The sequence below is a fragment of the Pseudoalteromonas rhizosphaerae genome, assembly GCF_902498845.1.
GTDB lineage: Bacteria > Pseudomonadota > Gammaproteobacteria > Enterobacterales > Alteromonadaceae > Pseudoalteromonas > Pseudoalteromonas rhizosphaerae.
The window spans coordinates 375,290-387,309 of sequence record NZ_CABVLM010000002.1 but is presented as its reverse complement, the minus strand read 5'-3'; the positions used below and the strand labels follow the sequence as shown (position 1 = coordinate 387,309).

Below are 12,020 nucleotides of genomic sequence, written 5' to 3'. Positions count from 1 at the left end.
TTCATATTAATAGTTTAGTCATAAAAAAAACTCTTACCAGTCAAGCTAAGTAATTTCTTCTTGAGTAGCAGAAATTTTTATTTCTAATGGCAGAGTTATACGAATCGTCGTGCCTCCTGAGCTGTTGTTATGAGCAGAAATAACACCTTTATGTAATGATACAAATTCACGACACAGAGCTAAGCCAAGCCCCGTTCCGCCAGCACCATTATTGGTTTTACTACTTTGTACAAATTTTGAGAACACATGTTCAAGCTCATCATCGGGGATCCCTATACCACTATCAATCACTTCAATAATTGCCTGCTCTTGCTGCTTAATTAAAACGACTTCAATACAGCTATGCGGATCACTAAACTTCAACGCATTGCCGAGGATATTGCGTAATAATTGATTTACTTGCTCTTCATCACAGTCAATTATAAGAGGCGGTTTTTGTGGTAAGTACTTCACTTCAATATCTTTTTCCATAGCAGTACCTGACACATCATCAATACTGGTTTTAATAATATTATTAAGATTGTGTGGGCGAGGATTAAAAGGGAATTTACCAACATCGAGTTTAGATAAGTCGAGTAAATTATTAAGTAATGAGAGCAGCCGCTCGCCACTACACTCAATACGAGATAAATATTTCTGTAGCTTTTCAACTGAAATATCACCTCTGCCGAGTTTATCTAAACCAAAGCGGGCAAAACTTAATATTGAATGCATTGGAGTGCGTAATTCATGGGACATGTTAGCAAGAAACTCTGATTTACTGTGATTTGCTGCCTCAGCGATATTTTTAGCGTCTTCAAGTTGTGATGTTCGGGCACGTACTTGCTCTTCAAGCATATCTTTTGCTTCGAGTAATAGCTCCTCTTTGAGCTTAAGGTGAGTAACGTTTTTAAAAATAACCGCAAGTGCAATATCACCATGATGATCTATCTCATTGAATGAACCAACTAATGGAATGGCATCTTCGCCTTCCATTGGCAGATACACGTCACAACTAAATTGACGATTTTTATTTAACGTCGCTATTTTTTCTTTGATTTGCTCAACAGACGTTGCATCCAATAAAGTAAATACTGAGCTGCTTTTCAGTGCTTTTGCCGATAATCGAAATAGTTTAGAGCAAGCATCGTTTGCTTCAATCACTTCACCATTGCGCTCAAATAACATAATCGCATCAGGTGTGTGCTTATAAATGACACGTAACAAGCTATCTTTTTCAATAAGTGCATCAACGGTATCTTGTAGGCGTTCAACTAATTCAGTGTTATGACGTTTTAATAACTCCGTTTGCCAAAGTTTATGCACCGATTGCAGTAACATATTTTCATTAATTGGTTTAACTAGTACGTCTTCCACCCCTTGGCGAATAGCTTCAATCATCGACACTTGATTTGGTTTTGAGGTAAATAGTAAACAACGACATTGCGGATATAATACTTTGAGGGCGGCAAATACTTCTAAACCAGATCCATCAGGCAAGCTAAAATCGCTCAATAGCAGATCAATTTCATGTCCTTGTGTTTGGCTAATCGCAGAGCTAATACTATTAGCTGTAATCGTTTTAATATGAGCACCTAATAGACTATTTGCTATTTTTTCAAGCCGCTGCGGAATATGGTCAACCAACAATACCGTTGGTAATACTAAAACACTATCGGAGCCAAGCTCTAACACACTCTCTAATAAGGTGCTGATCTCTTTATTCGCGAAGAAGGGATAAATCACCAGAGCATTTGGCGCCAGTCGATTAAGCTCACTAAATAAAGATAGTTGTTCGCTGTTTTCAACTTTAGGTGCAAGCAGTAAAAAGCGCTCTTGACTGACCTGTGTTACTAAAAAACTTGCGGTAGCCACTGGAACACCATGTGCAATAGTCACTAAATCATAAGAACTAAACGCAGTACATTCCTGTAGCATTGAAAAGTGGATCAATTCAACTTCACAGCCAATCAATTCAAGCAATACTTTTATCCGCATCGCTAAAATACTATTGCTATCAACGATCAATATTTTCCGCACAGCTTTGACTCCGCTTTTCATCAACTTAACATGATAAAAGCGTAGTCTAAGTTTTCTGCATTAACACCATCTAAAGGATTATTTTTAGTCGTATATCTACCCTAAATGCTTACCTAAGATAGTTAAGCTGTAGTGATTGTCGTCCATAATAGCCACATTAGGTAACTTTCCCCATTGTTGATAACCAAAGCGCTCGAACAATTTAATACTCGGTATATTATGACTAAATATAAATGCTAGTAGCACTTTAATATTTAATGGCTTAGCTTGCTCTTGGGCAAAAGTAAGTAAGCGTTTGCCAAGCCCTTGGCCTTGTGCAAATGCGGTAATATAGATACTGATTTCTACCGTTCCATCATAGGCTGGACGACCATAAAAAGATTTATAACTAAGCCAAGCTATCACCTTAGAGTCTTGCTCATAAACGTAAATAGGCCGCTGCTCGGTATGGCTATTAAACCAACTTTGCTTGTCTGCTATGCTTACTTGTTCGGTGTCGGCTGTAACCATTCTACTTGCTATTGTTTCATTATAAATTGCAACTATGGCGGCTAAATCATTACTATTTGCTAATCGTATTGTCATTTTGTTTTTAGCGGTTGTTGATCACTTCATTGCATAGTAACGTATGAGTTAAAGTCACACTACTGCAAAATAAACGGTAGACTGCCATCCAGGGTGATCAGCCACAACAAGTTAAGGAATCGGTATGTTTAAAAAATTATTATTATGCTGCGCAATACTCAGTTGTAGTGTTTATGCACAGCCAGAGCAAACAAGCCAACAGCAGGTTGAGGATACGTCATGTGATGATTTCACTAATGTTACTATGCGCAAACTTCGCTCTAAAGAGAGCATTAATTTATGTCAATTCAAGAATAAACCCTTATTAATAGTCAATACGGCAAGCAACTGCGGTTTTACGCCACAATTTGAAGGTCTAGAAGCGCTATATCAAAAATACCAAGATCAAGGTTTAGTGATACTGGGATTTCCTTCTGATGATTTTTTCCAAGAAGAAGATGACGAAAAAGACACCGCTAAAGTTTGCTTTGTAAATTACGGCGTAACTTTCCCGATGTTTGCCACCAGCGAAGTCAGAGGCAGTGATGCTAATGCTATATTTAAACATTTAAATGCCCAAACGAGTTCGCCAAATTGGAACTTTTATAAATATCTTGTATCTGCAGATCGCAAACAGGTTGAACGTTTTAATAGCAAAACCAAGCCTGATTCAGACAAGTTAGTTAAAGCAATAGAACAAGCAATTTCAGATATTTAATTTTATACTGGTACAAGTAGTTATTATTGAACTAGAATAACGTAAGATTTGATTAAAAAAACACCACCTTGAAACGGGAGATTTTATGACAGTGGCAAGTGCAAGACACATATTAGTAGACAGCGAAGCGCAGTGCTTAGATTTAAAAACCAAGATTGAACAAGGCGAAGATTTTGCTGAGTTAGCTAAGGTACATTCAAACTGCCCTTCAGGTCAGGATGGCGGTGCATTAGGTGAGTTTGGTCCTGGTATGATGGTTCCTGAATTTGATAAAGTGGTATTTTCAGCACCGATTAATCAAGTACAAGGTCCTGTGCAAACTCAGTTTGGCTACCACTTACTTGAAGTGACTAGTCGTACAGAATAACGTTGGTTTTATTACTAACCTAAAAGAAAGCCGCCTCTGCGGCTTTCTTTTTATCCTAAGGAAAGCACATGCAACTATTAGGCTCAACAACCTCGCCATTTGTACGCCGCATTCGTATTTGGGCACTGTTAAATCAATGTAGTCTTGAGTTTATCAACTTAGATATTTTTTCAGACACTGATCGTCAGCTGATGATACAAAATAATCCAGCCCGAAAAATTCCAGTGCTAATCACTAAGCAGCAAACTTTAGCTGATTCAAATAACATCATCCGCTTTTTGCTCGAACAACAAAGTCAAACTCGTCTGAATTGGCAACAAGAGCACCTACTAACAATCATTAATGCATGCAATGATTCGCTGGTTGAGCTATTACTTTGTCAGCGTTCAGGATTCGATACACAGGATGATAAATTATTTTTTAATCTACAAAATGAACGCATTGCTGAAACATTAAGCTATTTAAATAACCATTTTGCAGATGCAGAATTTAAAAGCTGTGAATACCTGTGCATCAGTTTATACTGCTTACTTGATTGGATTTGCTTCCGCGAGTTAACGGATCTAACGGCACATACCGAGTTAATGAATTTCTATTATTCATTTGCTCAGCAACAGGCAGTGCAGCAAACCGATCCACGTAATTAACATTTAAGGGTAAACACATGAGTGATATCGAAATTGAATCAGAACTAGTTAGTTTTGTTGAAAAAGTACGTCAAAGTGAACAAATCTGGGCGCTAGGTGCTGAAGATGGCGGTTTTGTGGTTTGTGACTCTAACCAATTTGAAAACACCGATGTACTACTATTGTGGGAAAGTGAAGCAACAGCAAAAGCCCAGTGTAAAGAAGAATGGGCCGATTACAGCCCACTGCAAATCACCTTGGATGAGTTTTTAGATGACTGGGTTGAAGATCTAAAAGAAGATGACGCACTGGTTGGCCTAAACTGGAATGACGACCAAGTATGTGTTGAAATCGAGCCGGTTGGATTAGCACGCGCACTAAGCGAATAAGCATTATTTAACATTGCTTTACTGCGCTGGTTTATTTGCTATAAACTAGCGCAAATCTTTACTTTCAGGGTATTACGTTGAAGTCCCATCTTGGTCGCCGCCCTTTTTCCGCTATGGAATTACATACGCTTTACCATGGCTATATATATGGTGATCAACGCTTACCTCGCGAACAGCCGAAACACTGGCATTTTTGGCTCCCTTTAATCGCTTATTACAGCGGAGCTTACAGTGATGAAATTGGCCATTTACAACTGTGCGATATTGTTGAACATCAACAGATCCTTTGTTTTCATTTCCATACCCACGGTAAAATAAAAGCCCGTATTGTGCCTATCCATCAAGCACTTTTTGATGCTGGCTTAAACGAGTATATCGCAGCAGTTAAACAACAAGGACACAATCGCCTATTGTTTGACTTACCATCTAAGTCAGGTCGCTATAGCGAGAAAGTTCGCATTTGGTTCTCTGGTGAAGGAGAGCGTGCCGGCTACTTACAAAAGTGTGATATTCCCAATATCGATCAACTTGGTATGAAAACCGCTGTCAGCAGTCTCAGGCTCAATTTTGAGCAGCAAATCCGCATTTATGCAATTCAAGCAGGCAATAAAGATGCTTTTAATTATCTGCTGGGTTTTAATGAATATGAATTGACTGAATTTAGCGATGTAATCACCCTTAATCAGATCTGCCAACAAATACGCGTGATCAACCAGCACATTGATTGGCACCGCTTTAATCAGCGCCACACCATTTGACAAACTTTGTTACCAACTAGCTCATTACTCACTGCTTAAAAACTGTTACGATAACTGAGCACAAAACTCTAACAAGAAAATATCAGGGATATCTATGTTTATTAAAAGCCTACTCACACTCAGTGTGGCCGTTGCAGTAAGTTCAGCTCATGCTAATGAGTTTGTCCTAGAAAAGCTCGCAAAACCAAGTTCTCAACACGTATCTCTAACGCTTGATCCAGCTCAAGAAACCTTTAGCGGTATGACCGAAATCGCCCTTGAAGTACTTAAGCCAACTAACTATATCGAGCTAAATGGTGTTGCTTACGCAACGCAAATGGCAAAACTGCTTGGGGCAGAAAACTGTGACTTAAGTGCTGAAATGCTAAAAACAGGTAAAGTAAAATTTAGCTGCGATGAGCAAATTCAACCAGGTAAATACACGCTTAAAGTCGACTTCACTGCCCCCTATAATCGCCAAAGTGTTGGCCTGTATAAAACCTTAGATCAGGGTGTGCCGTATTTATTTACCCAATTTGAAATGAGCGATGCCCGCCGCGCATTCCCTGTATTTGATGAACCAAGTTATAAAATTCCATTCCAATTAACGATTACAGCACCTAGCTCTCAAAAAGTGTATGCCAATACACCTGAGTTAAAAACGACCGTTAATGGCGATATGACCACTCACTTTTTTGATAAAACACCGCCAATTCCTTCATACTTAGTGGCCATGGCTGTCGGTCCATTTGAGGAGCGTGAAGTCAAAGGCATGCCAATTCCAGGTCGTGTGATCACGCCACAAGGTAAAATTCACTTAGGTGAATATGCCGAGCAAGCAATGCCAAAAGTATTGGCCGCGCTTGAAGGCTACTTTGGTATTCCTTACGTTTATAAAAAACTAGATTCAGTCGCTGTTCCAGAGTTTCCATTCGGTGCCATGGAAAACGCAGGCTTAGTTACCTACCGTGAAGATATTTTGCTGCTTGATTTGGCTACAGCGACTCGCAATAAAAAACAACGCAATGTATCTATCATCGCTCATGAACTTGCTCACCAGTGGTACGGTAACTTAGTAACCATGAAATGGTGGAATGACTTATGGCTAAATGAAGCGTTTGCAAGCTGGATGGCTGCTAAAATCACAGCCCAGCTTAACCCTGAATTTGAATCACATTTAGACCTGCCGCAAAATAACGTTATGGCGTTAGATGCTCGTTTAAGTACTAAGCCAATTCGTAAACCAATCAAAACCGAAGCCGATATTATGGATGGCCTAGGCTTAGCTTATAGCAAAGGCAGCTCGGTATTAGCTATGGTTGAAAACTGGATTGGCGAAGAGGCTTTCCAGCAGGGTATTCGCGCTTATTTAAAAGAGTTCTCGTATAAAAACGCCGAAGCAGCGGACTTATGGCAAGCACTTGGTAAAGCATCAAATAAAGATGTGGCAGCGGTTTTAAAATCGTTTATCGAACAATCTTCATTCCCACTGATCAAAGTAACTCAGCAAGGTAAAACGATTACCATTAATCAAAGCCGCTTTACTAACGCGGGCGTTGATGCTCCTGCACAGCTTTGGAATGTGCCAGTTGCAATAAAATACGGTGCTGGCGATAAAGTTAAAACTGCCAATATATTACTAACTAAAGCCAATCAAACTGTTGAACTTGAATTTGAACCTGAGTGGATTTATCCTGATCAAGGCGCTTTAGGTTATTACCGCTGGGTGATGGATGACAAACAATTTGCTGCATTGATTGATAACGCCGCACAGTCATTGACAGTACGAGAACGTTTAGCGTTATTGTCTGCCGCTGATGCATTACTAGATGCTGGTGTTATTTCTGCTGCACATTTAATGCAAACACTAGAAGTTTTTGTAAGCGACAAACACCCACGCGTTGCTAATACCGCTTTGGGTTATTTAGCCGCACAAAAGCGTACCTTTGAAGATGAAAGCAACCAAGACCTGTGGCCTGAATTTATTCGTAAAAGCATCATGCCTGCAGCTAAACAGTATGGTTTAACTGCAAAAGTAAATGAAGATGCTGCAATCTCGCAATTACGTACTCAAGTAGTTGCACGTTTAGGTTTTGATGGTGAAGATCAAAGTGTGATCAATACCGCCAAGGCACAAGCCCGTGTTTACTTAAATAACCCAGAAAAAGTTGATCCGTACCTTGCGTCAATCTACTTAAACTTAGCCGCATTCCATGGTGATAAAAACCTACTCGATGCGTATATAAATACCTTTAAAACTACCAAAGATCCGCAAGTGCGTACAAAAATGCTAGCGGCTATGAGTTACTTTGGCACGCCAGAGCTACAAACTAAGGTATTAAATTACAGCTTAACTGACGATGTCACTGCATCTGACATGCGTACGATTATGTCAGGACAGGCTTACACGAAAGCCCGTGAAGCTTTGTTTATTGAATGGATATACGCGAATTACGATAAGGTAGTTGCAAACTTGCCACCTTTCTTCGTACCTAACCTGCCTAACTTTACCACCTCAGGTTGTAGCGCCAGCAGCTTAGCAAAAACACAAAGCTTCTTTATGAGTAAAATTGCTGACGAACCAGGTTATGCCCGTACATTAAGCAAACTTGAAGAAAGCGTGAATAACTGTATTTCACTTAAAGAGCGTGAATTAGCGTCTGTAAATAGTTTCTTAAAACGTTAATTTGTACGGCAAGCCATTGGCTTGCCGTTTTTTATCAACAGCGTTATTTATCCATTGATAATTTTTACTAGCTGAGAAATAAACTCTTTTGCTCCTTCAACGCTGGTCATTTTAAAACCAATTCCATAATGGATTGGATTCGTGCTTTTAAAAATACGCGTTGGAAACCGTGTCATTTCACTACTATGAAAAAAACCGCTAATGCGGTTAACGCCTGCTATTTTATTAAAATCATCACTAAAGACTTCCAGTGCAGGACGAAGCACAAGCTTAGCTTGGCCACCTTCTATATGCAGATAAATTGCTTCTTTGGACTTAGGTAACATATATTCAGTGATATTCTTAATTCTAAAATTACTACGGCACTCTAATGCAATAAGTTGCTCGTTGATTTGCTCTGGACTAGCTGACATGGATATCCTTGATTTTCATTAAGCTCTTAGCTGTAAACTACAGCACAGCCAAGAACCTGCAAAGTTTTATATTATAGTTATTTAACGCATACAAAAGCGAGTTGATCATTTAAGTAGCTCATACGGGTAATATTGGTGTCACAGAAAGGCGTTAAATCAAGCCATAGCGAGACCTGTTCAGGGCTATTTAGCTGGCGCTGGTAAACACGATTATCGACCGCATAAATGACCGTATTAGCGTCTTTAAATGCGTAATCTTGTACCGTCTGCGGTAAACGAAAGAGGTCAGTGACGGTATTTTCTTGCGGATCATAACTTGCTAACCAGTGCTGCTGCGCTTTGCTATAACTAAATGTATAGGCAGCTAATGCATGATTAAATGTCAACGTACGGCCAATATGCTCAGCAACCACTTTTGGCTTCGCTGCAGCAACCTGAGTATATTGTAAAGTATGTGGTTCGCCTAAAATAAACATCACCATATCATTTTTGGCGCCCCAGGCATGATAACCAACTGGCTCTATCCACTCAAAAATACGACTTGGTTTAACATTATCGTCAAACGGATATTGCCATAACTTTTGCTTACCATCCGCCTCGACTACGATAGCTGACAGTGCCTTACCATTAGGTGTTAAAGTCGGCGAGTATTCACTCACAGCAGTATTTGTTAAATTAGTTACTTGCTTATTGGTAAAATCATAAAAAGCTAGATCTGTTTGACTTTGCCCTTCACTTTGCACTTCTTGGGTAAAATAAATACCACCTTTGGTAAGTAAAGGCTGATTATTATAAACATCATTATTAGTGATACGGCTTACTTGTAACCCATATTCTGTGTTAAGTTTAGCAAGTAAAATTTCGCTTTTTGGCATCGCAGCTAAAACGCTATTAGGGGTAACTGCAAGGGTGGCAACAAAACTTAGCCAAGGTAAAGTCAATTTCATATCATTCTCTAATTATTTTTATCGCCCTTATAATAGCGCTATTTTATAGTTATTCCCAAGTCTGTTATTGATATGTCACTTGACCTACCCCCTTACTACGCCTTATAACTACAGAGCTACTTAAAACGAGAAAAATTATGTCAGCTAAACATCCTATTATTGCGATCACTGGTTCATCTGGTGCGGGTACTACCACCACGACAAGTGCTATTAAGCATATATTTCGTAGTCTTAATATTGAGGCCGCATTTATAGAGGGCGACAGTTTTCATCGCTATACTCGTCCTGAGATGGATAAAAAAGTTCGCGAAGCGCAGCAAGAAGGTAAACACATTAGTTACTTTGGTCGTGAAGCTAATGACTTTGCAGCCCTAGAAGGTTTGTTCAGCACCTATGGCGATACTGGAGCAGGTAAATTACGTCGTTATTTGCATACCTTTGACGAAGCCGTGCCATACAATCAACTACCAGGTACCTTTACTCCGTGGCAAGAACTGGAAAGTAGCACCGATATTTTATTCTACGAAGGACTGCATGGCGGTGTTGTCGATGAAGATCATGATGTAGCTAAGCATGTTGATTTACTAATTGGTATGGTGCCTATCATTAACCTTGAGTGGATCCAAAAGTTAATCCGCGACACCTCTGAACGTGGTCACTCTCGCGAAGCTGTTATGGGCTCAATTGTCCGCAGTATGGATGATTACATTAATCACATTACGCCACAGTTCTCACGTACTCACATAAACTTTCAGCGCGTGCCAACCGTTGACACCTCAAACCCATTTAGCGCAAAAGATATTCCGTCCCTTGATGAAAGCTTTGTAGTTATTCGTTTTCGTGGCATAGATGACGTCGATTTTCCGTATTACCTACGTATGATAGAAGGCAGCTTTATGTCGAGGATCAACACCTTAGTGGTCCCTGGTGGAAAAATGGGACTCGCTATGGAGTTAGTATTAACCCCACTTATCAAAGATATTATCCTTAAAAAGCGTGCGCTTGCCGAATTAGCCCCCGTTGATTTGCCTATTTAAGAAATACGCTTGCTGAAATATATAGCTTATGTAAACTGCTGACTTCATCATAAAAGGAGATATCAGCATGACAGAGCCATTACGCATTCTCGTCGGTTCCAAAAATCCGGTAAAAATAAATGCTGCCCGCAGTATTTTCTCTCTCTATTACCCTAATATGACGATTGATTGTCAAGGAGTTGATGCACCTTCACAAGTACCTGATCAGCCAATAGGTGAAGATGAAACACGAATAGGCGCACAAAATCGTGTCTTGTATTGCCAACAGCATTACCAAGCTGATTTTTATGTTGCAATGGAAGGTGGTGCTGAGCAATTTAGCTACGGCCCCGCTACCTTTGCATTTGTAGTCGTTGCTGATAACCAACAACGTGCTATCGGTCGTAGTAGTAACCTTCCTTTACCCCCAAGCCTGTATAATGCGTTATTGCAAGGCAAAGAACTTGGCGATGTAATGGATAACGCATTTAATACTACCAATATCAAACAGCAAGGCGGTGCTATTGGTTTATTAACTAATCATCATGCCACCCGAGAAAGTACCTATACGCAAGCGCTGACACTCGCTATGGCGCCTTTTCTTCATCCCGCGCTTTACTCTAAGGAAGTTTAATGAAGTACACCCATGTTTTATTTGATGCCGACGAAACCTTATTTAGCTTTAATGCCTATGCAGGCTTAAAAAGAATGTTTGCAGTTTATGGCGTAGATTTTAATGACGCTGATTACAGTCATTATCAAGCAACAAATAAACCGTTGTGGCTTGAGTATCAAAACAATACTATTTCCGCTACTCACCTACAAGTCACTCGATTTAGTGAGTGGGCTAATAAGCTCAATGTTCCAGCTCAACAGCTTAATGATGATTTTTTAACTGCCATGGCTGAGATCTGCGAACCATTACCTGGTGCTATTGAACTGCTAAATAAACTAAAACCGCATGCTAAATTAGGCATTATCACTAATGGTTTTACCCAGCTACAAGCACGCCGCTTAGAGCATACCGGATTAAAAGAGATGTTTGATTGTTTAGTTATCTCTGAGCAAGTGGGAATTGCAAAACCAGCCGCAGAAATTTTTTATCACACTTTTGAACTGTTAGGTAATCCACCAAAAGAACAGATCTTAATGGTCGGTGATACCGCAAGCAGTGATATCTTAGGTGGCCAAAATGCCGGGATTGATACCTGCTGGCTACAGCACCCCAACACAGTTCTGCCAGAAGGCATTGAACCAACATACCAAGTGACTGAGCTGGTACAGTTACAACAGTTGTTAGGATTGTAAAAAGGTTTAATACCAATCGACTTAAATATTTAACCATTCTAGCGAGCTAAATAAAGCGCTAACTGCGTTATAATTTTTAAGTAGAACAACTACATGTCAAAATTTACGCCTTGTTATCACTCCATTTATCTGTCGCTATAAATGGTCAGTAACTTAACACGATTGGTATAACATTAAAAAACTAAACCGCAATATTTAAACAAAAAAAATGACGCTAGATAGCGTCATTT

At 39.7% G+C, this 12,020-nt stretch carries 13 protein-coding genes; 9 read left to right on the top strand and 4 right to left on the bottom strand.

The features are described 5' to 3' along the window. Nucleotides 1-45: 45 nt before the first annotated feature. Nucleotides 46-2,040 (bottom strand): ATP-binding protein, encoded by a 1,995-nt coding sequence (locus tag PSR9079_RS04810; protein WP_149980626.1) that lies wholly within the window; start codon nucleotides 2,038-2,040, stop codon nucleotides 46-48. A 75-nt stretch (nucleotides 2,041-2,115) separates the two neighbouring features. Then, nucleotides 2,116-2,604 (bottom strand): GNAT family N-acetyltransferase, encoded by a 489-nt coding sequence (locus PSR9079_RS04805; RefSeq protein ID WP_149980625.1) that lies wholly within the window; start codon nucleotides 2,602-2,604, stop codon nucleotides 2,116-2,118. Nucleotides 2,605-2,728: 124 nt separating this feature from the next. On the opposite strand from PSR9079_RS04805, the gene PSR9079_RS04800 reads away from it, so the two are divergent. The 6 genes from PSR9079_RS04800 to PSR9079_RS04775 all read left to right on the top strand — a co-directional run bounded on the left by PSR9079_RS04800 (nucleotide 2,729) and on the right by PSR9079_RS04775 (nucleotide 8,106). Continuing rightward, nucleotides 2,729-3,301 carry a glutathione peroxidase gene (locus tag PSR9079_RS04800; RefSeq protein WP_149980624.1) on the top strand — a complete coding sequence of 191 codons (573 nt, stop codon included), beginning with the start codon at nucleotides 2,729-2,731 and terminating at the stop codon, nucleotides 3,299-3,301. An 85-nt stretch (nucleotides 3,302-3,386) separates the two neighbouring features. Further along, nucleotides 3,387-3,668 (top strand): peptidylprolyl isomerase, encoded by a 282-nt coding sequence (locus PSR9079_RS04795; RefSeq protein WP_149980623.1) that lies wholly within the window; start codon nucleotides 3,387-3,389, stop codon nucleotides 3,666-3,668. Between the two features lie 68 nt (nucleotides 3,669-3,736). Continuing rightward, nucleotides 3,737-4,315, top strand: coding sequence for a glutathione S-transferase family protein (locus PSR9079_RS04790; protein WP_149980622.1), 579 nt, complete (start codon nucleotides 3,737-3,739; stop codon nucleotides 4,313-4,315). A gap of 17 nt (nucleotides 4,316-4,332) precedes the next feature. Further along, complete coding sequence (locus PSR9079_RS04785; protein WP_145236925.1) at nucleotides 4,333-4,683, top strand: DUF2750 domain-containing protein; 351 nt, start codon at nucleotides 4,333-4,335, stop codon at nucleotides 4,681-4,683. 77 nt (nucleotides 4,684-4,760) lie between these two features. Beyond that, nucleotides 4,761-5,441: a site-specific integrase gene (locus PSR9079_RS04780; RefSeq protein WP_149980621.1), complete on the top strand. Its 681-nt coding sequence runs from the start codon at nucleotides 4,761-4,763 to the stop codon at nucleotides 5,439-5,441. 94 nt (nucleotides 5,442-5,535) lie between these two features. Next, on the top strand, nucleotides 5,536-8,106 hold the full coding sequence (locus PSR9079_RS04775; protein WP_149980620.1) for a M1 family metallopeptidase: 2,571 nt from the start codon (nucleotides 5,536-5,538) through the stop codon (nucleotides 8,104-8,106). Nucleotides 8,107-8,153: 47 nt separating this feature from the next. Here PSR9079_RS04775 and PSR9079_RS04770 read toward each other — a convergent pair whose 3' ends face one another. Both PSR9079_RS04770 and PSR9079_RS04765 read right to left on the bottom strand, forming a co-directional pair. Continuing rightward, nucleotides 8,154-8,519: a hypothetical protein gene (locus tag PSR9079_RS04770; protein ID WP_145236916.1), complete on the bottom strand. Its 366-nt coding sequence runs from the start codon at nucleotides 8,517-8,519 to the stop codon at nucleotides 8,154-8,156. Nucleotides 8,520-8,596: 77 nt separating this feature from the next. Next, entirely contained in the window at nucleotides 8,597-9,466 is an 870-nt protein-coding gene (locus tag PSR9079_RS04765; RefSeq protein ID WP_149980619.1) for a TolB-like translocation protein, read from the bottom strand. Nucleotides 9,467-9,603: 137 nt separating this feature from the next. On the opposite strand from PSR9079_RS04765, the gene PSR9079_RS04760 reads away from it, so the two are divergent. From PSR9079_RS04760 to yjjG, 3 genes are all read left to right on the top strand, one after another. Beyond that, nucleotides 9,604-10,503 (top strand): phosphoribulokinase, encoded by a 900-nt coding sequence (locus PSR9079_RS04760; RefSeq protein ID WP_145236910.1) that lies wholly within the window; start codon nucleotides 9,604-9,606, stop codon nucleotides 10,501-10,503. A gap of 67 nt (nucleotides 10,504-10,570) precedes the next feature. Further along, the gene (gene yjjX / locus PSR9079_RS04755) at nucleotides 10,571-11,116 is read left to right on the top strand and encodes an inosine/xanthosine triphosphatase (protein WP_145236907.1); all 546 of its coding nucleotides are present in this window, start codon (nucleotides 10,571-10,573) and stop codon (nucleotides 11,114-11,116) included. Further along, nucleotides 11,116-11,790, top strand: a complete 675-nt coding sequence (yjjG, locus tag PSR9079_RS04750) for a pyrimidine 5'-nucleotidase (protein ID WP_145236903.1) — start codon at nucleotides 11,116-11,118, stop codon at nucleotides 11,788-11,790. Before yjjX ends, yjjG begins: the two co-directional genes overlap by 1 nt. Nucleotides 11,791-12,020: the final 230 nt, after the last annotated feature.

Coding starts and splice junctions, on each gene's coding strand:
- PSR9079_RS04810 (WP_149980626.1), bottom strand. CDS start 2,040: ATGAAAAGCGGAGTCAAAGCTGTGCGGAAAATATTGATCGTTGATAGC.
- PSR9079_RS04805 (WP_149980625.1), bottom strand. CDS start 2,604: ATGACAATACGATTAGCAAATAGTAATGATTTAGCCGCCATAGTTGCA.
- PSR9079_RS04800 (WP_149980624.1), top strand. CDS start 2,729: ATGTTTAAAAAATTATTATTATGCTGCGCAATACTCAGTTGTAGTGTT.
- PSR9079_RS04795 (WP_149980623.1), top strand. CDS start 3,387: ATGACAGTGGCAAGTGCAAGACACATATTAGTAGACAGCGAAGCGCAG.
- PSR9079_RS04790 (WP_149980622.1), top strand. CDS start 3,737: ATGCAACTATTAGGCTCAACAACCTCGCCATTTGTACGCCGCATTCGT.
- PSR9079_RS04785 (WP_145236925.1), top strand. CDS start 4,333: ATGAGTGATATCGAAATTGAATCAGAACTAGTTAGTTTTGTTGAAAAA.
- PSR9079_RS04775 (WP_149980620.1), top strand. CDS start 5,536: ATGTTTATTAAAAGCCTACTCACACTCAGTGTGGCCGTTGCAGTAAGT.
- PSR9079_RS04770 (WP_145236916.1), bottom strand. CDS start 8,519: ATGTCAGCTAGTCCAGAGCAAATCAACGAGCAACTTATTGCATTAGAG.
- PSR9079_RS04765 (WP_149980619.1), bottom strand. CDS start 9,466: ATGAAATTGACTTTACCTTGGCTAAGTTTTGTTGCCACCCTTGCAGTT.
- PSR9079_RS04760 (WP_145236910.1), top strand. CDS start 9,604: ATGTCAGCTAAACATCCTATTATTGCGATCACTGGTTCATCTGGTGCG.
- yjjX (WP_145236907.1), top strand. CDS start 10,571: ATGACAGAGCCATTACGCATTCTCGTCGGTTCCAAAAATCCGGTAAAA.
- yjjG (WP_145236903.1), top strand. CDS start 11,116: ATGAAGTACACCCATGTTTTATTTGATGCCGACGAAACCTTATTTAGC.